17 protein-coding genes are annotated in these 23645 nt (G+C 45.4%); 12 read left to right on the top strand and 5 right to left on the bottom strand.

Annotation, left to right across the window (positions count from 1 at the left end; translation table 11 throughout):
• Position 1: 1 nt before the first annotated feature.
• Genes AAA943_RS01440 through AAA943_RS01420 form a run of 5 tightly spaced genes read right to left on the bottom strand, consistent with a single transcriptional unit; the run spans position 2 to position 4735 of the window.
• Positions 2-997 carry an AAA family ATPase gene (locus AAA943_RS01440; protein ID WP_338222460.1) on the bottom strand — a complete coding sequence of 332 codons (996 nt, stop codon included), beginning with the start codon at positions 995-997 and terminating at the stop codon, positions 2-4.
• Positions 969-2216 (bottom strand): DUF4350 domain-containing protein, encoded by a 1248-nt coding sequence (locus tag AAA943_RS01435; RefSeq protein WP_338222459.1) that lies wholly within the window; start codon positions 2214-2216, stop codon positions 969-971. Before AAA943_RS01435 ends, AAA943_RS01440 begins: the two co-directional genes overlap by 29 nt.
• Positions 2213-2962 carry a DUF4129 domain-containing protein gene (locus tag AAA943_RS01430; protein WP_338222458.1) on the bottom strand — a complete coding sequence of 250 codons (750 nt, stop codon included), beginning with the start codon at positions 2960-2962 and terminating at the stop codon, positions 2213-2215. The genes AAA943_RS01435 and AAA943_RS01430 overlap by 4 nt, the downstream gene beginning before the upstream one ends.
• Positions 2955-3779 carry a hypothetical protein gene (locus AAA943_RS01425; RefSeq protein WP_338222457.1) on the bottom strand — a complete coding sequence of 275 codons (825 nt, stop codon included), beginning with the start codon at positions 3777-3779 and terminating at the stop codon, positions 2955-2957. The genes AAA943_RS01430 and AAA943_RS01425 overlap by 8 nt, the downstream gene beginning before the upstream one ends.
• The gene (locus AAA943_RS01420; RefSeq protein ID WP_338222456.1) at positions 3758-4735 is read right to left on the bottom strand and encodes a stage II sporulation protein M; all 978 of its coding nucleotides are present in this window, start codon (positions 4733-4735) and stop codon (positions 3758-3760) included. Before AAA943_RS01420 ends, AAA943_RS01425 begins: the two co-directional genes overlap by 22 nt.
• An 865-nt stretch (positions 4736-5600) precedes the next feature.
• On the opposite strand from AAA943_RS01420, the gene AAA943_RS01415 reads away from it, so the two are divergent.
• From AAA943_RS01415 to gatB, 12 genes are all read left to right on the top strand, one after another.
• Positions 5601-6323, top strand: a complete 723-nt coding sequence (locus tag AAA943_RS01415; protein ID WP_338222455.1) for an RDD family protein — start codon at positions 5601-5603, stop codon at positions 6321-6323.
• Positions 6324-6695: 372 nt separating this feature from the next.
• Entirely contained in the window at positions 6696-7964 is a 1269-nt protein-coding gene (locus AAA943_RS01410; protein ID WP_338222454.1) for a dicarboxylate/amino acid:cation symporter, read from the top strand.
• A 474-nt stretch (positions 7965-8438) separates the two neighbouring features.
• Entirely contained in the window at positions 8439-10082 is a 1644-nt protein-coding gene (locus AAA943_RS01405; RefSeq protein WP_338222453.1) for a TldD/PmbA family protein, read from the top strand.
• Positions 10083-10096: 14 nt separating this feature from the next.
• Entirely contained in the window at positions 10097-11413 is a 1317-nt protein-coding gene (locus AAA943_RS01400; protein WP_338222452.1) for a TldD/PmbA family protein, read from the top strand.
• A 106-nt stretch (positions 11414-11519) separates the two neighbouring features.
• The gene (locus AAA943_RS01395) at positions 11520-12158 is read left to right on the top strand and encodes a DUF4159 domain-containing protein (protein ID WP_338222451.1); all 639 of its coding nucleotides are present in this window, start codon (positions 11520-11522) and stop codon (positions 12156-12158) included.
• 165 nt (positions 12159-12323) lie between these two features.
• Positions 12324-13316 carry an AAA family ATPase gene (locus AAA943_RS01390; RefSeq protein WP_338222450.1) on the top strand — a complete coding sequence of 331 codons (993 nt, stop codon included), beginning with the start codon at positions 12324-12326 and terminating at the stop codon, positions 13314-13316.
• On the top strand, positions 13306-14172 hold the full coding sequence (locus tag AAA943_RS01385; protein WP_338222449.1) for a DUF58 domain-containing protein: 867 nt from the start codon (positions 13306-13308) through the stop codon (positions 14170-14172). The genes AAA943_RS01390 and AAA943_RS01385 overlap by 11 nt, the downstream gene beginning before the upstream one ends.
• Positions 14172-15332 carry a BatA domain-containing protein gene (locus AAA943_RS01380; RefSeq protein WP_338222448.1) on the top strand — a complete coding sequence of 387 codons (1161 nt, stop codon included), beginning with the start codon at positions 14172-14174 and terminating at the stop codon, positions 15330-15332. The genes AAA943_RS01385 and AAA943_RS01380 overlap by 1 nt, the downstream gene beginning before the upstream one ends.
• Positions 15329-17512, top strand: a complete 2184-nt coding sequence (locus AAA943_RS01375; RefSeq protein ID WP_338222447.1) for a hypothetical protein — start codon at positions 15329-15331, stop codon at positions 17510-17512. The genes AAA943_RS01380 and AAA943_RS01375 overlap by 4 nt, the downstream gene beginning before the upstream one ends.
• Positions 17509-19098, top strand: coding sequence for a hypothetical protein (locus AAA943_RS01370; RefSeq protein WP_338222446.1), 1590 nt, complete (start codon positions 17509-17511; stop codon positions 19096-19098). Before AAA943_RS01375 ends, AAA943_RS01370 begins: the two co-directional genes overlap by 4 nt.
• Positions 19099-19539: 441 nt before the next feature.
• On the top strand, positions 19540-22164 hold the full coding sequence (gene alaS / locus AAA943_RS01365) for an alanine--tRNA ligase (RefSeq protein WP_338222445.1): 2625 nt from the start codon (positions 19540-19542) through the stop codon (positions 22162-22164).
• 18 nt (positions 22165-22182) lie between these two features.
• Positions 22183-23643 carry an Asp-tRNA(Asn)/Glu-tRNA(Gln) amidotransferase subunit GatB gene (gene gatB / locus AAA943_RS01360; RefSeq protein WP_338222444.1) on the top strand — a complete coding sequence of 487 codons (1461 nt, stop codon included), beginning with the start codon at positions 22183-22185 and terminating at the stop codon, positions 23641-23643.
• The last annotated feature ends 2 nt before the right edge of the window (positions 23644-23645 follow it).

Here is a 23645-nt window from a genome sequence, read left to right as displayed (position 1 = left end):
CTTACCGCGGGATTTCGATGGACTGGATGATTCCTTGAATGATCAAATCTGCAGAGACTCCTTCCATTTCTTTTTCCGGGCTGATAATGATTCGGTGCCGCATAGCCGGTAGAGTAGCGCGCTGAATATCCTCAGGCAGAACAAAATCCCGTCCCGCCATTGCCGCCAAAGCCTGAGCAGCTCGGAAGATGGCCAAAGAGGCCCTAGGAGATGCGCCTGCATAAAGGCTGGGATGATTTCGGGTTTTTACTACCAGCTGGGCTATGTAGTTCACCAGGTTTTCCTCCACCTGAATCGCCTGAGTCCATTCTTGAAATTGGTTGACTTCCGCCCCGGTCAACACCGCTTGGGCTGTAGCAGATTCAGAGTTTTCTTTACCCCGGGTTTTCAAAATCAGAATTTCCTCCTCCAACTTAGGCAAGTCTAGGTTGATTTTGAAAATAAATCGGTCCATCTGGGCCTCTGGTAGCCGGTAAGTGCCTTCGGAATCAATGGGATTTTGCGTGGCAAGAACCATGAATGGAGGAGCCATGGGGTAGGTATTGCCGTCTAAAGTCACCTGTCGTTCTTCCATGACTTCAAACAATGCCGCCTGCGTTTTGGCTGGAGCCCGGTTGATCTCATCAATCAAAATCAGGTTGGAGAAAATCGGACCTTTTTTGAATTCAAATTCACCGGACTTGAGAATGGAGGTTCCCAGCACATCAGCAGGCATCAAATCCGGGGTAAATTGGATTCGGCTGAATCCGGTTTGTATGGCCTGCGCAAAGAGTTTGCTGGTAAGAGTTTTGGCTATTCCGGGTACACCTTCCAACAACACGTGGCCTTTGGACAATAGGGCGACAAGCATGAGTTCCAACAGCTCCTCCTGTCCGACTATTGTTTTTTTGATCTCATTTCGGACTTTTTCTATGCCTTCAGCCAATTTTTCAATGGGTAGCCGGTTGCCAAAAGAAAGGGATTCGCCCTTAGGGTGCAGATTGGAGGTTTCTTCCATGGTGGTCTAGTGATTTGAACTTTTCAATACTTCTTTGGATAATTTCAATGTCCGAGCTGTGCAACTGAGCTTGCTTTTCAGCTTTGCGGAGCTGCTCGATTAGAGGAAGAGTGGCACTTTGGTCCACTCCGCTTTTTTCAATAAGATTTTGGATGAAATAGGGATCATTGGGATCTCCGGAAAGGAAAAAGGCCGATCGGCAGTAATCCCAAAAGAGTTTGATCTGTAGCTGCCCCAGTTCTGTCATATCTTTCCGTTTGAAGTAGATCGAGGCGATCGTTTTGGCAAATTCCAAGGACTGATTTTTGACTGGAGGGATAAGTTTGATGGCTTTCTGCCTTCTTTTTCCTTCAAAAAGCACCCAAAAGATCACCCATACCCAAGCAGCATAATAAGCCGATTTCAGGTATTGGTTTTGTAAAATCAAACTCAGCGGGGTCAAGAGCGAGCCCCGTTCTTCTTTGATATACTGATCCAGGATAATCGGCTGATCCCAATTCCAAATACCGCTTACTTGTTCGGTGTATAACTTCCACTCCGGATGAAGCATGAAGTAATTGGAAAATGCCTCCGGAAATGCATGGAGGGTCACCCAGCCATTTTCTAAGGGCACTTGGATAAAGTTGGGTTTAGCTTCTCCTTTGTTTGAAGGGGGATGGATTTGCCCCAATACCCTGATTGAGAGGCTGTCCTTCCAAGTGAAGTAAATACCCTGAAGAAAACGATCGTAGGTGACGGGCTCTTCTAATTCCAAGGGGGGGAGAAGCATTAATGAAGAAAATTCGGTACTGTCCGGATCGAGAGAGTTGAATTCCATTGGGAAATTAAAATCTCCTAGATCAGCACCAATTCCCAAACTGTCCAGAATTCCCCCTGAAAAATAAGTGGCAGAGACAAACAAATGTCCCCCATTTCTCACCCAGGCGAGGAGTTGGTGAGTTTCCTGAGGGTCTGAAGTATAGCCATGGTTAATTATGACGAAAGTAGCCTGATCCGGAGCTTGTTTGATCCAGTCGATGGGTGGTTCTAGATTGTCAGATTTATCCCCGGGAACCTTCCTGAGGAGTTCATAGAATACCTGTGCACCTACAGGGCGGCTGTCGGTTTGAGAATAGCTGAGTGTCCAGTCCAAAGGTGGGGGAGAAGAATGCAAAAGCAGCAACATGCCCAAGATCGAAAGGGAGAGGAGAAAAAAGAGAAACCGCAAGCTCTTGCTCATACCCTTTCTTTGATCTGATGAAAAGAAGATTCTAGTGCAGAAAAAGTTGCCTTATCCAATTCAAAATGACCATACCAGACAAAGTTGTAGATTCGCGTCACTTCAGAAAAAGGAGCCTGAAGGGCATTTCCCTGAAGTTCACGGAGGTAATCTCGATTGGTTTTAAATGATTTCCACTCTATCAATTTTCTGCTGATCAGCTGTTGGAGCGCTTCTATGTAGCGATAGCGCACGGCCTGCCTGTAATCTTGTCGAGCCAATGCCTCCTCGGCCAAGGCATGAAGATCCCGACGCTGAAGCAAGAGCTCATCAGAGCTCATTCCCTGCACCTGAATCCCACTTTGTGGATTATTGCCTACCCCATACTTCAAGGCTATCCAAACCAAAACTCCCATTAGAATCAATACCAGGAGATAAGGAGCTAGCTGAGCGATAAAGTTGGTCAAGCCTGAAGTATCTATGGTGCCAAAGAACAGGTCCAGAAACTCGTACCAAAGGTGATTGAGCCAACTCTTGAACTCCTCCCACCAATTATTTTCATACACTATTTCCTCATATTGAAACTCCCTTTTGGACTGGTAAGCTTCAATATAGGATGAGCCGAAGTTAGGAGCTTGGGGGGTATAGACGGGTGATTCGACCCGGCTGAATTCAACCGAATCTATCTGGAAAAGCATGCTTTCCTGGGCTATGGCAATTCCCTGAAAACAAACCAAAAGAAGCAAGATGAAGCCGTGTTTAGCCAAGTTCTTCCAATTTTGCACGAATTCCTGTTTTGTTTTTTTCTTCATCCAAATCAAAATATACCAGCCCCATGGCGATGATTAGAAATATGGAAAGAAGATTGCCTACCGCCGATGAAAGCGTAGAAAGAAGGAGAAAAATAAAATCTCCGCTCATGGCATTGGTTTCCGGCTCCACAACGAGGGTTTTTAAACTTAAATAGACCGTAGCGGGAAGGCTGAATACAAACGAAATAATCCCTATGACGATCACTACAACCAGCAGGGTGCCGAATGTCACCCACCAATAGCCCGAAACCAGCTTAAAACTTGCCTTGAAGCTTTCCCATTTACCTAAATTTCGAAAAATCAATATCGGGAAGCTTAACGCAGCAGGAATAAGCAAATAGATCCCGGGAATCAGAAAAAAGACCAGTCCGATCAACAGAATAAAGTAAACCATCAGGCCCAGAAGAAGTAGGTTGACCATTAGGGACCAACTCTTCTGAGTGATCTGATTGGGATCGACCAGCCCTTTATTTTCCAGGTAGTCTGCCATAAAAGAATAGATTGCCGATGAGGCAGAAGCATAGTAAAGCAGACTTCCCATCAACATCAGCAGCAGGGATCCGAAAAACAATCCCGGATTGGTCACAGCCAAGTTATCCAGAGTGGTGTATTGATACACTGCTGAAAAAAACAGATTGATCAAAAAAAAGACTCCGGTGGTTTTGATCAAAATAGGCAGGAGCGTTTTCGAATTGATCCGGGCAAAAGTAAAAGTGTCTGAAAGGATTTCGCCCAGTTCTCTTCTTTTCCTTAGTTCAAAATAGGTTTGCATAATTTGGTTTGCTTATAAAGTTTACGTGGTAAAATGACATAGTAAAACAAAATCATACCCAGCGAACTCAAGATGATCAGAAAGCTGAGCCAGTCAGGCATTTGAGTGTAGCGAGTGACAAATGACTCCAAAAAACCAGCTAGGATAAAAAAGGGAATGGTGCTAACCAATATTTTTAGTCCGTCTTTCATGGCTCTTTGGAAAGAGATCAATCGGCTGTAAGTTCCGGGAAACAGCATTCCTTTCCCAAGTACCATTCCTGCACATCCAGCTACGATGATGACTGAAATCTCAATCGTGCCATGGATCCAGATTGTCCGCGCAGATTCCCAAAACAGGTCCTGAGTCCGAAAGAAATACTGAAATGAACCCAACATGATCCCATTGTACATCAGGACAAGCACTGTACCCAGTCCCAGAAAGATTCCGGCCACAAAAGCCGTCAAAGAGACCCGGATGTTGTTGACCGTAATTCCCAGAAACATGTCCGCTTCATTCATGGATTTGTACACGGCCATGGGATCTCCGGATTCAATGTTTTCTAGGGTTTTGTTGACATAGGCATCACCAAGAATACTTCGGACAAAGGTGCTTTCGGTATGGGTGGAATACGCTCCCATCAGCGCAAACAAAGCGAAAACCGCAAAGGCAATTCCAAGCACAGGGAGGTATTGATAAAACATCAACGGGAATTCTCTGAAATAGAAGTTCAGAATGGATCGGGATCCTAATTTTTTATCCTGATAAACCTCACGGTGATAGGTGGAGGCGAGCTGATTGAGGTAATAAAAAACTTGGCTATCTGGAAAAAACGTCCGTGCATAATTCAGATCATCTGCTACTTCCAAGTAAAGGTCTGCAAGCTGGGAGGGGGAAAGAGCGCTTTTCTTGGCTAAATACTGCTCAAGACTGGTCCATTTCGATTGATTTTTTTTTACAAAAAGTGATTCCCGCATACATACTGGTCAACAGTCCTAAAACTATTTGATTAAATGCAATTCTGCAAGGAGTGGATTGGAGTTTGGGATTAAAAAAACAAGAATCCCCAATTGGATAGATTGATCCATTAAGATTTCCTTTTTAAATTTTTGGCAGCCTAAAATCCGAAGGATTGTAACCATTCCTAACCCCCGGTATAGCCGGGGGTAAAGTTAAATAATAAAATAGGAACCCTGAAGGGGTGACACTTTGATGTTTCACCCTTTCAGGGCTTAGGGGAGGGGGAATTTCAATAGCTAGCCTGCACTTCGTACAGGGTCATGAATAGTTTGGCTCCTTTGGAGCTACTAAATATGGCGGTTGAAATTTCCTAAAAATATCGAGTTCATAAATCTTGTGCAGCTTTCAATTTTATGCTGTTGCAATTGCGGATATAATGTAAACCTTAAATGTATATCAGTAATTCTGCCAGTAACCAAATTTTATTAGGTCTCACGTCGGTTTGGTTCGACCAGCTCACCAACCGTCGCTCGGTGTCCGTCATTTTCCTCCCCTCCCAATAAGTACCTGAAATCCGGTGGCCGAGCTTGGTCCCTGAGCTTGTCGAAGTGTCGAGGCTATTTTGAACTTCTGGCAAAGAAGTGGATAATCAGAAAACCTTTTTTCATTTGGATTATACTCAAAGAAATTGACTGCTCTTTTTTGGATTAGGAATTAGAATCAGTGGCTAGAGTTAAAAATTCAAGCATTTGCCTAATGTGGCAAAGCACCGATCTACTGATTAGGATAAATATACCGAAGCATTAGTTTTTGAAGAATTTTGAGCTTGGAACAAAAAATCTAATGCATATTTTGGGTTTAATTGCCATAAAAAGAAGTCCAATGAATTCATTGACCCTTGAAACCGCCCAACATATTCAAATCATGCAGCAGCCGGCCAGCTTGTGGGAACGCATTCTTGCCTATCTGATTGATGTTTTTTTTCTTGGTGTGTATATCATTTTGGCCTCTTTGACGGTTTTTGGTCTTTTGGAACAGAAAGCAGAGGGTTCCATTGCCCTACTCACCGGATTAAGCTTACCCTTTTTCCTCTATCATTTACTTTTTGAGCTGTTGATGAATGGACAGAGTCCCGGCAAACATGCCATGGATATTCGGGTGGTGAAGTTGGATGGTTCCAAAGTTTCTTTTGCCGATTACTTGATTCGTTGGATCCTTCGGCCAATTGATTTGACAATCAGTAGCGGAGGAATTGCCGTATTGGTAATTCTTCTCGGGGGAAAAGGTAAGCGTTTGGGGGACTTGGCGGCAGGGACAGCGGTGATTTCTCTTAAGAAGCGCGGATTGAAAGGTTCGGAGCTTTTGACCAAAGTGGCAGAAACCCATACCCCAAAATTCCCTCAAGTGATCAACCTCAATGACGCCCAAATCCGAAATATGAAAGAGATTCGCTTGGAGGCTTTGACTACCCAAGATTTTAAGTTGATTCAATCTCTAGCCGATAAGACCGCGGAAATTCTTCAAATAAGCTATGAGACAAAAGCTTTGGAATTTATCAATCAGGTGATTTTGGACTATGAGTTTTATGCACAACGGGAAGAATAGGCTGCTTTTTTTCAATTTTTTCCTGGTCTAATTGCTGAATCTCAATTTGAAAAATTGAAAGTACTCCTCAGAAGACTTCCCTGACCCATCCAAAGCTTGAAAAAAATTTGCAAAATTAAATTTGGGTAAGATTTCAACCGACTTTAACTTTTGAATCAAAAAACCGTGCTTTTTTTGGTAACTCACTCATTGATAGTCTTTTGCAAGAGAGGTTAAGCAATGGTTTCAATTCGTGACCGGGAGTTTTTCCCGAGGTTTCACCAAACTAAATTTGGCTGCTAAAAATCTTCGATTCCGGGCCCAAAGTGCTGTTTTTTGAGGATTTTTCTTGATCTACATTTGAGGTTATGCTGTTTGCAGCATTTCCTATTTATGAAAAAAAACGGTCTTACAGTTGCCATTTTGGCGGCTATGTTTCTGGGTCTGATTGTGGGCTTTTCGATTCATCAAACGGGTAGTCAGGAGCTAATTGACAGCTACAGTAAGAATATCAAACTACTCGCCACCATTTTCATCCGATTGGTTCAGATGATCATTGCCCCCCTTGTATTCAGTACTTTGGTGGTGGGGATTGCTAAATTGGGCGATATTCATGCCGTCAGTAGGGTGGGTTCTAAAGCCTTGATTTGGTTTTTTTCTGCTTCCTTGATTTCCTTGGTGATCGGTTTGGTGATGGTCAATTTTTTCGAACCCGGCGTAGGAATGAATCTGAGCATCACCGATGCATCAGGAGTGGAAGATGTGACCGGTAAAACCCAGAGTTTTTCTCTTCAGAATTTTGTGGAACATATCGTTCCCAAAAGTGTGATTGAAGCTATGGCCACGAATGAAATTCTGCAATTGGTGGTTTTTTCGATTTTTTTCGGAATGGCTTTAGCTGGATTGGGTTCGAAAGGTAATTCTCTGATTAAGGCATTGGACATTGTCTCCCATGTAGTGCTGAAAATGGTGGGGTATGTCATGAAGACTGCCCCATTGGGTGTTTTTGGGGCCATTTCGGCAGTGATTGCCACCAGAGGATTGGATATCCTGTTGACCTATGCCAAATATTTTGGAGCATTTATCGCAGGAATAGCCGTGCTTTGGGTGATTTTGTTGCTTGTGGGATATTTGATCTTGGGAAAAAGGCTGGGAAGTTTGCTTCAGCGCCTTTTTGGCGCCATGGTAATTGCATTCAGCACTACCAGTTCTGAGGCTGTATTTCCCAAATTGACTGAAGAGTTGGAGCGTTTCGGATGCAAAAACCGCATTGTTTCATTTATTCTCCCTTTGGGCTACTCCTTCAATCTGGATGGGAGTATGATGTACATGACTTTTGCCAGCATCTTTATTGCCCAGGTCTACGGAATCGAACTTGACCTGGGCACTCAATTGACCATGCTATTGGTGTTGATGCTGAGTAGCAAAGGGGTGGCTGGAGTTCCCAGGGCTAGTTTGGTGGTGGTAGCTGCTACCTGTGGCATGTTTGGAATACCTGTTGAGGGAATCGCATTGATTCTGCCCATCGATCATTTCTGTGACATGTTTCGCAGTGCTACCAATGTTCTGGGAAATGGATTGGCTACGGTGGCGGTTTCTAAGTGGGAGGGAGAGTTAGAAGTAGAACGACTTCCGCAAGAGGAAGAAAAGGTCCTCGTTTAATCTGTTCTTACCCAGCATAGGAGGTTATTCTCATTCATGCTCTAATGGAGCAGAGACGGAGGAGGTGGGGTGGTTTTCGAGTTCTTCTTTTACCAAAAGTTCACAAAAAATATGGGACCAAATCAAGCGCTTTGCTGTCAAAGGCGAAGAGATTGGTGGTTGATCTGACTTCGCTTCAGAAAAAGAGAGGCCTGCGGCCGTAATTTGAGCTGTTTTATTATTCACTTGTTATTTTTTCCAGATTGGATTTTAGGGATCAACTGCATTTCAGCGAAGTATTTTGAAAACATAAAGCTTGCTGAGGCTCCGAAGTGAGGTTTCTTTTTTGGCAAAACTCCCCAAAAACTTCTTTCCCAAATTCTGCCATTAACATCCATTTTCCCGCCATCCTCATAATCCTTTTGAAATTCCCTGAGATTCGGGTTACATTTTGGATTCTGAATGACTAACCAAAAAGTATAAACTAACAAACCATTGAAAAGAAGAGACTTTCTACATTATTCAGGGCTTGGTCTAGGTGCCATGATGGTTCCTGGCTTAGTTGCCTTTAGCAAACCTGTCCCCGCGGAGCATCTCCTGGCACCCGGAATGGATGCCGCCGCCAAAAAGCTTTTGGCAGACGTGGCACTGAACACGACCAAAAGTCTTGGAGCTACTTACACTGATGTCCGTATCGGTCGCTACTTGCAGCAGTACCTGTTTACCCGCGAGAAAAACGTACAAGGAATCACCAATGCCGAGTCCTTCGGTGTTGGAATCCGTGTGATTGCAAACGGCACCTGGGGCTTTTCTGCCACCTCCGACGTGACTCCTGACGGGATAAAAAAATGTGCAGAAACAGCAGTAGCTATTGCAAAAGCCAATTCCAAACTCCAAAAAGAACCCGTAGAACTCGCTCCGGTCAAAGCGTATGGAGAAGTGAGCTGGAAAACTCCCATCCAGAAGAATGCGATGGAAGTGCCGGTCAAGGACAAAATTGATTTGCTGCTTTCTGTCAACAATGCTGCCTTGGACAATGGGGCTGCTTTTGTGAACTCCGCGCTTTTCATGATCAATGAGCAGAAGTATTTCGCTTCTACGGATGGCTCCTACATCGATCAGGATATCCACCGCATTTGGCCAAACTTCACGGTAACTGCCGTTAACCGTCAGGAAGGACTTTTCCGTTCCCGTCAGGCACTCAGTGCTCCTATGGGCATGGGTTATGAATATTTGGATGGCTTGGCTTCCGAAAAGTTTATGAATCCGGCCGGATTCAATAGCTACCGAAACAGCTACGACATGGTGGAAGACGCCGTCACGGCTGCCAAGCACGCCAAGGAAAAACTCACAGCCAAGTCTGTTCAGCCCGGAAAATACGACCTGATGCTCGATCCGGAACACTTGGGATTGACCATCCACGAGTCTGTGGGTCATCCGCTGGAGCTGGATCGAGTGCTTGGCTATGAGGCCAACTATGCGGGAACAAGCTTTGCCACACTGGATAAGTGGGAAACCAAAAACTTCAAGTACGGCTCTGATTTGGTCAACATTGTAGCGGACAAAGTCCAGCCCAATTCCCTTGGAAATGTAGGTTGGGATGATGAAGGCGTACAGACCAAGGAATGGGATTTGATCAAAAATGGGGTGTTGGTGAATTACCAAGCCATCCGCGATCAGGCTAAAATCATCAATGAATCCGAATCTCACGGCTGCTGCTTTGCGGACAATTGGAGTTCGGTGCAGTTCCAGCGCATGCCAAACGTGTCCCTGAAGCCAGGTGAGGCTAAAATGAGCCCGAACGACATGATCAAGGACATCGAAAAAGGAATTTACATCTTGGGTCGTGGTTCGTATTCCATCGATCAGCAGCGTTACAATTTCCAGTTTGGAGGTCAGCTTTTCTACGAAATCAAAAACGGAGAAATCGCCGGAATGCTGGAAGACGTCGCCTATCAGTCCAATACGCAAGAATTCTGGAACAGCTGCTCTGCCCTTTGTGACAAAGACGATTACCGTTTGTTTGGGTCATTCTTTGACGGCAAAGGTCAGCCTTCCCAAGTATCTGCAGTTTCCCACGGTAGTCCTACCACCCGCTTTGACGGAGTCAATGTAATCAACACCGGTAGAACTATTTAATCCTCAAAATCAATATGGCTATACTAACTCAAGAACAAGCTAAAGCAATCATAGATAAAGTGTTGTCTTATGCCAAAGCCGATGAAACCGAGGTGACCATCAGCGGTGGCCGAACCGGAAACATCCGCTATGCAAGAAACACGGTCAATACCAGTGGGGAGACCAACGAGCTGAGCCTCGCGATCACCTCTGTGTATGGTAAAAAATCAGGTACCACCACCATCAATGAATTTGATGATGAATCGCTCAAAAGAGCCGTGGCAAGGGCCGAAGAAATCGCCGCACTGGCTCCGGAAAACCCGGAATATATGCCCGTGCTTGGCCCTCAGAATTATGCGGAATCCAAGACCTTTGCCAAGGCAACTGACTCCATCAATCCTGATTATCGGGCGCAGCTGGCAGTGGACAGCATCCAACCTTGCGTCGAAAATAACCTGACTGCTGCCGGATATTTGGAAGATTTCACCGGATTTGTGGCTACTGGAAACAGCAAAGGCCTTTTTGGTTACAACCAAAGCACTTCGGTGGATTTCACCGTCACAGTAAGAACAGCAGACGGTACCGGTTCAGGATACGCCGGCAAAGACTTCAATGATGCCAGTCTCCTCAAGGCTGGACCGGTGACCAACATCGCCGTCCAAAAAGCCAAAGCCTCTGTCAATGCACAAGCGATCGAGCCCGGAAAATACACCGTGATTCTCGAACCAATGGCAGCCAACGACCTCCTTCGGTTGCTGACTTCTGCCATGGATGCCCGAAATGCTGACGAAGGCCGGAGTTTCCTGAGCAAAAAAGGCGGAGGGACCAAATTGGGAGAAAAGCTCTTTGATGAGCGGGTAAATATCTACTCCGATCCCAATCACCCGGATATTCCTTCTGCTCCTTGGTCAGGAGAAGGCTTGCCTTTGGAAAAGACAACTTGGGTCGAAAATGGCGTGGTGAAGAACATGTTTTACTCCCGCTATTGGGCTCAAAAACAAGGTGTTCAGCCCGTGCCCAGACCAAGAGGAGTGATATTCGAAGGAGGTGATCAGTCTCTGGCCGACATGATCCGAAATACCGAGCGTGGGGTTTTGGTGACCCGATTCTGGTATATCCGGGCAGTAGATCCTCAGACTTTGCTCTACACAGGCTTGACCCGTGACGGTACATTCTACATCGAAAACGGTCAAATCAAATTCCCGGTGAAAAACTTCCGCTTCAACGAAAGCCCGATCATCATGCTCAACAACATCGAGGCGATGGGCAAACCCGAGCGAACCGGAGGAAACATGGTGCCTCCGATGAAGATCAGGGACTTCACCTTTACCTCCTTGTCGGACGCTGTTTAATTTGATAGCCTTTCCATACCTGTGAAAAGTAAGTGGTAACTGGTGAGTAGTAAAGGAACTACTTACTTTTTACCACTTACTGTTTACTGCATTTAAACTGAACTCTGTGACTGCCAACTGGAAACTGCCATCTGGAATTTTCTTCTTCACCCGAATCAAATACACCTCAGGCAATTGGGATACGGATCAGCGCATGCCGTCCAATATCCTGCATAGCCTGGTGGAGTACACGACGATTCCGGTGGACGAAAAGGAGCGCGTGATTGAGTTGAGCAGTGAGGAGATTTACAAAAGTCCCTTTTGCTACCTGAGCGGACACAAGCTCGTGGAGTTTACCCAGCAGGAGCGACAGATCTTCAAAAACTATGTGAAGCGGGGAGGTTTTGTCTTTGTCGATGATTGTAATCATGATATTGACGGGCTTTTTGCCAAGTCCTTCGAAAAAGAAATGGCCCGAACCTTCGGAGAAGAAGCCTTGCAAAAAATCCCAAACGACCATTGGCTCTACCGATGCTTTTTTGAGTTTGAAGACGGTCCGCCTACTACTTCCTTCGAGCTCAACGGCTGGGGAGATGACTTGGTGCACGACTACCTCAAAGCAATTCAGATCAACGGACGGATCGGTGTCCTGTACAGTAACAAGGATTATGGCTGTGAATGGGATTACGATTTTCGAAACAAACGCTTTAACAAAATCGACAATACCCGATTCGGGGTCAATATTATCGTTTACGCTTTAACCTAAATCTATGAGTCCTAAAACTTTCGCTCAACCAAAGGTTATAAAGTTTGATGCTGGATTTTGGCAAATTCCCCCTTATAATGGGGGCTAGGGGGATTTAAACCTCGAAATGATTTCAAATTTTATTTATTCGTGAAACAATCCAAAAAGTCATAAACCTAAACCTACTTGGAGACCGAACTAATCAAATACCAACAGCTCGTGGAGAAGATTCTACAGCTGAAAAAAGAAATTGCCAAAGTCATCGTTGGGCAGGAGGAAGTTCTTGACGAGGTGATCATCACCCTTTTGGCAGGAGGGCACTGCCTGCTTGAAGGAGTTCCCGGTTTGGCCAAAACCCTGATGGTAAAAACCATCTCTGAGGTGATGGAGCTGAGCTTCAAGCGGATTCAGTTTACACCGGATCTGATGCCCGGTGACATCATCGGGACAGAAATTCTCGAGGAGGATCACAGCACGGGCAAAAAGTTTTTCCAGTTTAACCAAGGGCCGATCTTCGCCAATATGGTTTTGGCCGATGAGATCAACCGAACGCCTCCCAAAACTCAGGCAGCTTTGCTGGAAGCCATGCAGGAAAAGTTGGTGACCTATGCCGGAAAAAACTACCCGCTTCCTGATCCTTTTTTGATCATAGCAACCCAAAACCCCATCGAGCAAAGCGGTACCTATCCGCTTCCCGAGGCACAGTTGGATAGATTCCTCCTTTATATAAAATTGGGCTATCCCTCCGAGCAGGAGGAACTCGAAGTTCTCCAAAAAACCACAGGAACCTATAAAGGATCTCCTCAGAAAGTTTTGTCAGGGGAGGAAGTCAAACAACTTCAGGAACTCACCCGACAAGTTCATTTGGACTCAGCTTTGTTGGCCTATATCAATCGCCTGATCCGGGCGACAAGATTAGAAACCACCTCAGTAGCCGAAGTGAAAAACTTCGTGGAGTGGGGGGCAGGCACCCGTGCCGGACAGGCCTTGGTTCTTTGTGCCAAAGCCCGGGCTATCGTCAAAGGCAGGTTTTCCGTGATTCCTGAAGATATTCAGCACCTGATCTATCCGGTTTTGAGGCATCGGATTTCCCTGCATTTCCGTGCAGAGGCTGAGCAGTTGGATACCGACTTTATCATCAAAAAGATCCTCGAGCAAGTACCCGTTCATGCCAAGTAATCTGGAGATCATCAAGCTCAACGACCTGCGTCTCGCCGCCCGACTGATCAGTCAGCAGCTGAGGCAAGGCATCCATTCGGGCATTCGGGTGGGGGTCGGCAGCGAGTTTGAGCAATACCGGCACTATCAGCCCGGGGATGATCTCAAGCGGATTGATTGGAAGTATTTTTCCCGGTCCGGCAAGTACATGATCAAAGAATCCACTACCGAAAGCAATCTCAATATCCGTTTGATGTTGGATCTTTCAGGGTCAATGAATTATATCGATAATGGGGTTTCAAGACTGGATTATGCCAAAAACCTGATTGCTTCTTTGGCTTATCTGGGATTTTTGCAGGGGGATGCTTTGAGTTATTTTACCCTTTCCGAAGGCAAAATCGAACAAAAAGTAGCACCCACACCCAAAAGCTTTCAGCGGATTTTATTGTTTTTGGAGCAGGCCAAAGCGGCCGGTTCTTGGCCCTTGCAGCCGATTTCAGATTCTTTTTTTCAGGGAAAAGAACGAGAGTTGGTGATTTGGGTTTCTGACTTTTTGCAAAAGGAATCCGAATGGGAAAGCCTCATCAAGTCCTTCAATCATCCCAGAAAAGAGCTGATGCTGATTCAGATTTTGGGTGAACAGGAGTTGGACTTCAAGCTGGAGGGGAACTTTGTTTTTCGGGATTTGGAGTCCGGACAGGAAGTGGTGCAGGATGCACGGGCCATGCAGACTCAGTTTCGCGAGAGGTTTCAAGGATATCTCGATCACTTGAATCAAACTTTTCAAGCGCCAAATGTGCAATTGATCCGGGTTTCCATGAAAGAACCTTTGGCAGGAGTGGTTCGGCAGATTTTGAATCGTAAAAAGTTAGCCTGATGGAGTGGATTCAGCCGAATTTGCTTTGGGGACTTTTGGGTTTGACGATTCCCGTGTTGATCCATTTGTGGAATGGGAAAAAGGGCAAAGTAATCGCTTGGGCGGCTTTTCCATGGCTCGATCCCAAAGAATCCCAATCCAGCCGTTCGATCAAGTTGGAGAATTGGCTATTGCTTTTGATCAGAATTCTCCTGTTGGCCATGCTAGTTTTTTTGTTGGCGGGGTTGATTTGGAAAGGATTTGGAAGCAGTCGGGAATACAAAGTAGTGCATCTGATTTGGCCGGATGAGCAGGTGGAGGCAGAGTTTCGCTTTGAACTAAATCAGGCTGCTCAAAAAGGGCAGGAAGTTCGCTGGATTGGAACTGGCTTGCCGGAATATGGAACGGAGCAGGTTTTGGCGGTGGATTTTTCTCAAGAAAAATTGCAAGACTACCTCGATGAACTGAATACGGACTTGGACTCGATTTATCTCTACACTTCATTGCAATCCTCATTTTTTCCAAAAGAAACCTATTGGTTGCCTCAAAATCCGGTGATCCGAATGGCTGAGAATTACCTTCCCAACGGATCGAATCCGGCTGTCAGCTTGGAATCAGGCGAGTTTTTGGAATTGGATCAAAATGGGATTTTGGTCAAAACGGCTACCAAAGGCAATGCACCCAAGACCATTTCGGGTCAGATTTCCTACGCCTTTGGAGCTATTTCGGAAGAGAGAAAAGCGAGTATTCAAAAGGCCTTGTCTGCGATTTCAGAGGTCTATGGTTTCCACTTTAATGAAGGGAATTTGAATACAGCCGAACTGCTGTTTTTAGATTCGTTGACTTTAAATTTTGATGGAAACAAACTAGTGTTTCTATCAGAAAATCAAGGAGATAAGATTTCAAATCAAGTCTTGGTCCTAAGCAATTCCGTTAATCTGAACTGGGAGGAAACGGTAGAAAAAGGGCTTCTGCCGGAACAGATTTTGGAAGGGATTTTGGCTAATTTGGGAATGGAAAAACCTGATCTGAAAATCACCAAAACTCAGCTCGAAAAAAAGTTTTTAGCCATTCCAAGCTCCAAATTGAGCAAAACCGCCAACCTGAATGAAGTGCTGTTGGTTCTCTTGGTGATCCTCTTTGCTGTCGAACGCTTTCTCGCCTATCGCGCCAACCTGTGAAAACGCTCCAATCACATATCGCCTCGATCGAGCTACAGCTTTCAGCCAATCTTTGGTTGAAAGCTTTAATGCTTGGGCTGAGTTTGGCACTGATTTTTGGTTTTTGGTGGGATGATCAGGTTTGGAAGAGCGCTGTAGTTGGAGGAGCTATAGTCTTGATCGCCTACGTTTTGGGTGCTTTTCGAAGCCAAAAGAAAAAAGCAGTTCAGATCGTTCATCAGCGAGCCGAAAATTTGGAGTTTAGCCTGGAACTGCTGGAAAAGAGCGAGCTGAATATTGCCGAACAGCTACAGATTTCACGGATTTTGAAAGAAATCCCACAAAAAATTTCGGTTTGGGGAACAGGCCTTTGGCCCTTCTTAGCTGGATTTGGGGTGTCTGTTTTGCTCAGTTTTTTAAGTCCCTTTTTGGCCAAACCAAGCCAAAATTTAGACTCTGCCTCAACGACTTCTCAGGAAGCATTATTGGTAAGTGAGGAAAGTCCAAAGCTCCCCATTCTACAATCTGCCCAAGTTCAGATTCAGGCTCCGGCCTACACCGGTTTGCCCGCTAAAACCGATTCCAATCTTAATCTCCAAGCGCTAAAAGGTTCGCTTCTGACTTGGAATTTGAATTTTGAAAACGGAAAGGGTTTAGAGGTTTTTCTGGTGAATTCCAGAAATGAAAAACTGCCTTTCCAGCAACAAGTTGCCGATTTTCGGTTGCAAGAGCGATTGCTCGGTTCGGGAATTTATTCCATTCAGGCTTTTCGAGAAGGTCAACCTGTTTTCCAATCGGAGTTTTACACAATCGAGGCAAAGGAGGATTTGAGTCCGGTGATCGACCCTGAGGAGAAAGAGACGTACAAGTTCTTTTTCCCAGGAAACAACCCAAAAATCCCCCTCAAAGCTCAGATTTCCGATGATTTCCGGGTGGATGAGGTAGTGATCGTGGCGACCTTGGCGAGAGGAAGAGGTGAGAATGTGAAGTTTAGGGAAACTCAGATTCCGGTGGAGAGCAGGCCTTTTCAGCGGAAATCCAGCGAATTGGTTTTGGATCTTTCCGGCATGGATTTCCAGCCTGGGGATGAGTTGTACTACTATTGGTCGGCCAAGGACAACAAGCAACCTGAAGCGAATTTTTCCCGATCGGATACCTATTTTATCAAGTATTTCGATGAAAATGACGACAGTGAGGAAGCTTTTGCGGGCATGGCGATCAATGTACTGCCGGATTATTTTCGAAGTCAGCGGCAGATCATCATCGATACCGAAAAGCTGATCGCCGAGGGGAAAAAGAAATCAGAAAAGGACTTCAATTTCACCTCAAACGAGATCGGATACGACCAAAAACTGCTACGCCTGCGCTATGGGCAATATCTCGGAGAGGAATTTGAGTCCGATGCAGGAGGTGGTACGATGGAAGGGCAGGAGGGTGATCTTTTGAGCGGATACATGCACCTGCACGATCAGGAAGGGGAGCATGATCCGGATTTCAAGGTTGAGGAGGAAGAGCACGACCATCACGTGGGGCATGACCATGGGGAGGAAACCGCTGCGGGAGGTGGGATCGAAAATCTGCTCGGAGACTACATGCATGCGCACGATTCGGAGGAGATGAACACCTATTTTGAGAAAAGTACACGAGGTGCTTTGAAGGCTGCCCTCGAGCAAATGTGGCAGGCGGAGCTGTATTTGCGGCTTTTTGAACCCGAAAAATCCCTTCCTTACCAGTACAAAGCCTTGGAAATGCTGAAAACCGTACAGCAAAAATCCCGGGTGTACATCAAGCGAACGGGCTACGATCCGCCTCCAATCAAAGCGGATGAGATTCGTTTGAGCGGAAAGTTGGAGCAACTCGGAACCCGCTTGGAGAAGGAAATAGCGGAATTCGAGAAGCAGATCGAACCGCTGGCTTCTGAGGTCTTGGGTTTTTTGCTTAAGCAAGTTTTGACTGCTGCTGAAAAGGAAAAAGTCAAGCAGTTGGGGCAATTGTGGACCGCACGGATTCAAAACACCGGGATGGAGGATTGGTCAGTTTTGTTGGGGTTGCAGGAATTGGAAGCGGGAAAATTGGATGAAAAAGGCAGAAATCTGCTTCGGGAAAAACTATATCCTTTTGCCAAAAATTACAAGCCCACCGACCCAAGTAGGCTGTCCAACAAAGCCCTGAAAGAGGCCTTTTTAAAGAAGAATTCATGAGTTTGAGCTTTGATCCGATAACATCTGATTTTTTCCTTTGGACCATCCTGATTTTGGTCTTAGGGATCGGTTTGGCTTTTGTATTTTTTTATGGGAAGAAAGGAATTTCAAAAAATCGACTTTGGGTTAAAACCGGTCTATTTTTCGGATTTTGGGCTTTTTTGGCTATTTCTTTGCTTCGGCCTCATGTTTCGGATTTGAAAGATTCTAAGCCTTGGTTGGTCTACGAAGAAAGCCTAGAACAGGCTGAGCTTGACTTTTGGATGGACAGTTTGGGTTTGGAAAAGTCAGTCGGAATATCGGATTTTGACTTGCACTCAGACCCAGTCGTTTTGCTCGGAAAGCAATTTTCCAAGGAAGAACTTTATTTCCTTCGGGGAAAGCAAGTCAGCTGGATTTTGCCCCGTGAACAGGGAATAATCCGGGATATTTCCTGGAAAGGCTACCTGCGAAAAGGGGAGGTTCAGCGTGTTTCCTTTTCGGTTTTTTCCTCAAAATCCGATCAAAAACTGTCATTAGGAATTCCTCAGGTCGATTCGGTTGCTTTGGTCACCGGCTGGAATGAAGGGCTGCTGGAGTTTAGACCTTCCGGTCAAGGCAGGGCGGAGCTTCCTCTTGTTCTGGAAAAAGACACCCTAGCTGTTCTTCGCTACTTTATCGGACCGGCTGTTCCCAAAAAGTATCAGGTTCAGATGGGATTTCCGAGCGCAGAAAGCAGGACTTTGGCCAATTGGCTTCGAGAAAAGGGAGAGACGGTAAGCGAGCAGATTCAACTTTCTCGGGAGACTTTTTTGCAGAGCAATCCCCAATCGGATTCCCTTCAAGTCCGCATTATTGATCCTGCTCAACTCAAGCAAAAGTCTGTTCAGGATTGGGTGAAAGGCGAAATGGGAAATCTGATGCTGATTCAGGTAAGCGATCCTTTGGCACTTACTCAGCAGGTAAATCGGCTTTTCGGGACTGATTTTGAATTGGAATCAGCCGGTTCAGAGTTGGAAAATGGGTTGGAAGCCTTGCCTTTCTCTTGGAAAGAAAAGCCCGGTCAGGAAGTTTTTCAGGAGAATCGAATTGCGATTCAGCGATTGGGGAATGCCCAAATAGGGATCAGTCTGCTGGAATCAACCTATCCACTGCTGTTGGAAGGGAAAAAGGAGTCCTATGAGGAGATTTGGGGAGACGTATTTGGAGCGATGGAACCCGCCGAACCGAGATCCAAAAGGTTGGATGCTCCTGTTTTTCAGGGTTTGGAAGCTCAGATTCAACTTTTTGATCAGGATAGTTTGCCGGAGATTTGGAGCGCTGGAGAGGATACCGTCTGGTTGAAACGAAGTGCGATCAATCCCTTTTTGGCGGAAGGCACCTGGCAGGCAACTTCAATCGGATGGATCGATTCAGGCACTGATTTTTCGGTTTATGGGTATGGTTTGGAAGAATTGCCTGCTGTAAGGACTGCTCGGAATATTTCAGATCTTGAAAGAAACTCCAATAAGATCGAAGAATCCCAGTCTAGCCCGCTTTCTCCTTGGATTGGCTTGATAGGGATGTTCCTGTTTTTGGGGGCGATGTGGCTGGAGCCTAAGCTTTGACCGCCAAGTTCACAAAGATAAAATGGAGGGCACAAAGAGAAATTCACCACAGAGGCGGGGAGTTTGGCGAGTAATTTTTTTAAAAGTTAACTCAAATACTTTTTGTCTCACAGATTCCACAGATGGGCACAGATGATTTGATTTCGTTACTTTTTGCACCACAAAGTTCTCAAAGATTAAAAGTAGGTCTTAGAGAGAAACTTCCAGGTTCCTAGGGTTCTACTAATCCCAACGGCATATTTTATTTAATCTTGGAACGGAACGCCAATTAAATCAGAAGAGCGATTGATTTTAGTTTTTTCAAAGATTGCATGACAGGTTAATAAATTATCAATCAAATCCGCGATAGCCCGTCAAATCTGCTAATTTTGTGACCCGATAAAAAGGCCCTTTTTTGGCCTGAAATGAAGAAAATCAAATTTCCTGCACGACATATCTTCCATGGAAGCAAAGAAAATCCGAAGTACGTTTATTGAGTTTTTCCAATCCAAGCAACACCAATACGTTCCTTCCTCACCCATTGTAGTCAAAAACGATCCCACGCTGATGTTTACCAACGCGGGGATGAATCAGTTCAAAGACGCTTTTTTGGGGAACGAAGTCGCTAAATATCCGAGAGTTGCCAATTCCCAAAAGTGTCTTCGAGTCAGTGGCAAGCACAATGACCTCGAGGAAGTAGGCGTGGATACCTACCACCACACCATGTTTGAGATGCTTGGTAATTGGTCCTTTGGAGATTATTTCAAAAAAGAGGCTATTGAATGGGCATGGGAGCTTTTGACAGAGGTCTATGGTCTTCCCAAGGACAGATTGTACGTGTCTGTTTTTCAGGGAGACGAAGGAGATAAGCTAGCCATGGATCAGGAGGCTTATGACTTATGGAAATCCATCGTAGCCGAGGATAGGATCATCATGGGTTCCAAAAAGGATAATTTCTGGGAAATGGGCGATACGGGGCCATGCGGACCTTGTTCAGAGATCCATGTGGATTTGAGATCCGATACTGAGCGCGGGGAGATTGCGGGAAGAGACCTGGTCAACAATGACCATCCACAGGTTATTGAAATCTGGAATTTGGTCTTCATGCAGTTTAACCGTTTGGCTGACGGGAGCCTAAAGGAGCTTCCTGCCAAGCACGTGGATACCGGGATGGGTTTTGAGCGCTTGGTGAGAGCCATTCAGATGAAATCATCCAATTACGATACAGATTTATTTGGGCCGTTTATTCAGGCTTTGGAGAAAAAGTCCGGTAAAACTTACGGACAAAACGAGCCCGATGATATCGCTTTCCGAGTCATTGTAGACCATATTCGAGCGATTTCCTTTACTATCGCCGACGGGCAGATTCCTTCCAACAACAAGGCTGGCTATGTCATCCGAAGGATTCTTCGAAGAGCTGTGCGTTATGGATATACTTTCTTGGGCTTTCAGCAGCCGTTTTTGTACGAATTGACTCCTCTGATCGCAGACTATTTTGGGGATATTTTCCCTGAAGTCAGAGCTCAGCAGGAGTTTATTGCCAAGGTGATTCAGGAAGAGGAAACCTCTTTCCTTCGCACTTTGGACAATGGTTTGAAAATGCTCGAATCCATCAAGGCAGAATTAAATGCAAAAAATCAAAAAGTAATCCCAGGCAAAACTGCTTTTGAACTCTACGATACCTATGGATTTCCTCTGGACCTCACTTCTTTGATCGCCAGAGAAAATGGATTCTCGGTGGATGAAAAAGGCTTTGCAGGAGAAATGGAAAAGCAAAAGACCCGTTCCAGAGCGGCTTCCGAATCAGAAACCGGGGATTGGGTTTTCGTTCATGATGATACTGGCGTGGAGTTTATCGGATATGATTTTACCGAAACCCATTCCCAGATTATCAAATACCGAACTATCACAGATAAAAAAGGCGACCGATACCAATTGGTATTGGATCGAACTCCATTTTATGCAGAAAGTGGAGGACAGGTAGGAGATACGGGTTGGTTGATTTCAGATTCGGAAAAAATCAGGGTCATGGACACCAAAAAGGAAAATGATCTGATCGTTCATTTCGTAGAAAAATTGCCCGCTAATCCCGAAAAACGCTTCTCAGCCGAAGTAGACAAGGAAAAGCGAACCTTGACGATGAACAACCATACAGCGACCCATTTGCTTCAATCGGCTTTGAGAGAAGTATTGGGAGATCATATTCAGCAGAGAGGCTCCTTGGTCAATGAATATCTACTTCGATTTGATTTTTCCCATTTTGGGAAATTGTCTGAAGTGGAGATTGCCAGGGTAGAAGAAATCGTCAATGCCAAGGTTCGTGAGAATATTCCTTTGACGGAGCAAAGAAATGTGCCGATTGAGGAAGCAAAAAAAATGGGCGCTACGGCACTTTTCGGAGAAAAGTACGGAGACTTTGTGCGTGTAATCACTTTTGATAAGGACTTCTCTGTAGAGCTTTGTGGAGGTACCCATGTGCCAGCCACTGCACAGATTGGCCTCTTTAAGATTACTTCCGAAGGTTCCATTTCTGCTGGGGTCAGAAGAGTGGAAGCCATTACTTCCAAAGCTGCAGAAGCCTACCTACGCGAGCAGGAAGCTTTGGTCAAAGAAATCCAAGAGTTGTTGAAAAATCCACGGGATATCAAAAAGGCCATAGAATCACTCATCCAAGAGAGAAATGACCTGAAAAAAGAAATTGAATCGCTTCACTTGGAAAAAGCAGCCAACGTCAAGGGCGAATTGCTCTCCAAGTTTGTTGAAAAAGACGGGGCTCAAATCCTCATTGCCCAAGTGGAATTGCCCCATGCGGACTCCTTGAAAAAGCTAGCCTACGAATTGAAAAATGAAGTCTCGCCTGCATTGGTGGTTTTGGTGGCAAAGATTGAGGATAAACCACAGATTGCAGTGATTTTGGAGGAAAGTCTGATTGCTTCCAAGGGCTGGAATGCAGGACAGATTGTGCGGGATTTGGCTAAAGAAATCCAAGGTGGAGGAGGAGGGCAGCCTTTCTTTGCCACTGCAGGAGGAAAAGACCTGTCGGGATTGGAAAAAGCAGTGGCCAAAGCCAAGGCCATGTTTTTGTAAGAAATGAATCAAGAAACCATGCCTAGCGAGGAAATAAAAGATAAATATCAACTGGTAATCGGGCTGGAAGTCCATGCCCAATTGCAAACTGAAAGTAAAATATTTGCAGCGGACTCTACCGAGTTTGGAAATCATCCCAACACTCAGGTGTCGGTCATTACTTTGGGACATCCCGGTACACTGCCAAAAATCAATAAAAAGGCGGTAGAATACGCCATCAAAATGGGTTTGGCCTGTAATTCAGAGATTACCCGTACGAATATCTTTTCCCGCAAAAACTACTTCTATCCCGATCTGCCCAAAGGGTATCAGATTACGCAGGACAAAGGACCCATTTGTGTAGGGGGCATTGTGCCTATTCTTTTGGCCGATGGTACAGAAAAGCAAATCCACCTCAATCGGGTGCATCTCGAAGAGGATGCGGGTAAATCCCTACACTTGGCTGGGGAGCAGGACACAGCTGTGGATTTTAACCGGGCAGGTACCGCGCTGATCGAGATCGTAACTGATCCTGATTTGCGAAGCTCAGAAGAGGCTACGGCATTTCTTGCAGAAATCAAAAAGCTGGTCAAATACCTAGAAATCTGCGACGGCAATATGGAAGAAGGCTCTCTTCGCTGTGATGCCAATGTCTCAGTGATGAGAAAGGGGGCTACCGAGTACGGAAAGAAGGTAGAAGTAAAAAACATGAACTCCTTCCGTAATGTAGCCAGGGCTATTGAGTACGAGTTTGACCGGCAGGTCGAATTACTCGAAAAGGGAGAGGAAGTAGTGTCTGAGACGCGAACTTTTGATGCCAATTCGTTTACGACGGCTAGCATGCGGACCAAAGAAGATCTGAATGACTATCGGTATTTTCCTGAGCCGGACCTCAGTCCTGTGGTGATTTCCGAGGAGTGGTTGACTTCTATTCAGCATCAGATGCCGGCTTTGCCCAAGGAGCTTTTCCACAAATTCATGGATGAGTATAGCCTTCCGGTATATGATGCAGCCTTTTTGACCGAAGAAAAAGATTTGGCGCTGTGGTTTGTGGAATTATGTTCTAAAACGACCAACTATAAATCAGCCTCCAACTGGATCATGGGGCCCATCAAATCCTCGCTGAATGAACTTTCTCTTTCTTTAGCCGATTTTCCTATTCGACCCCAAACCATTGCCGAGCTTATTGCTTTGATAGATGAAGGAAAAATTTCTTTCTCGGTTGCTTCCCAAAAAATCTATCCTGAACTTTTGCAAAATTCAGGAGAAAGTCCGGAAGAAGTGGCGCATAGACTCAATCTGATTCAGGAAAGCGATGAAGATTCACTGAAGCCGATTGTAGAAAGTGTCTTGAAAGAAAATCAAGCCAAAGTGGCGGAATACCGATCCGGGAAAAAAGGATTGATGGGCATGTTTATGGGGCAGGTAATGAAAAAATCCCAAGGGAAAGCCGATCCCAAAGTGGCTACCCGCATATTGACAGAATTATTGGAAAATTAAAG

It is taken from the genome of Algoriphagus confluentis, assembly GCF_036245625.1.
Lineage (GTDB): Bacteria > Bacteroidota > Bacteroidia > Cytophagales > Cyclobacteriaceae > Algoriphagus > Algoriphagus confluentis.
Note: the sequence above shows the minus strand (reverse complement) of the source record. Positions and strands in the feature narration are given on the sequence as shown.

Coding starts and splice junctions, on each gene's coding strand:
- AAA943_RS01440 (WP_338222460.1), bottom strand. CDS start 997: ATGGAAGAAACCTCCAATCTGCACCCTAAGGGCGAATCCCTTTCTTTT.
- AAA943_RS01435 (WP_338222459.1), bottom strand. CDS start 2,216: ATGAGCAAGAGCTTGCGGTTTCTCTTTTTTCTCCTCTCCCTTTCGATC.
- AAA943_RS01425 (WP_338222457.1), bottom strand. CDS start 3,779: ATGCAAACCTATTTTGAACTAAGGAAAAGAAGAGAACTGGGCGAAATC.
- AAA943_RS01420 (WP_338222456.1), bottom strand. CDS start 4,735: ATGCGGGAATCACTTTTTGTAAAAAAAAATCAATCGAAATGGACCAGT.
- AAA943_RS01415 (WP_338222455.1), top strand. CDS start 5,601: ATGAATTCATTGACCCTTGAAACCGCCCAACATATTCAAATCATGCAG.
- AAA943_RS01410 (WP_338222454.1), top strand. CDS start 6,696: ATGAAAAAAAACGGTCTTACAGTTGCCATTTTGGCGGCTATGTTTCTG.
- AAA943_RS01400 (WP_338222452.1), top strand. CDS start 10,097: ATGGCTATACTAACTCAAGAACAAGCTAAAGCAATCATAGATAAAGTG.
- AAA943_RS01385 (WP_338222449.1), top strand. CDS start 13,306: ATGCCAAGTAATCTGGAGATCATCAAGCTCAACGACCTGCGTCTCGCC.
- AAA943_RS01380 (WP_338222448.1), top strand. CDS start 14,172: ATGGAGTGGATTCAGCCGAATTTGCTTTGGGGACTTTTGGGTTTGACG.
- AAA943_RS01370 (WP_338222446.1), top strand. CDS start 17,509: ATGAGTTTGAGCTTTGATCCGATAACATCTGATTTTTTCCTTTGGACC.
- alaS (WP_338222445.1), top strand. CDS start 19,540: ATGGAAGCAAAGAAAATCCGAAGTACGTTTATTGAGTTTTTCCAATCC.
- gatB (WP_338222444.1), top strand. CDS start 22,183: ATGCCTAGCGAGGAAATAAAAGATAAATATCAACTGGTAATCGGGCTG.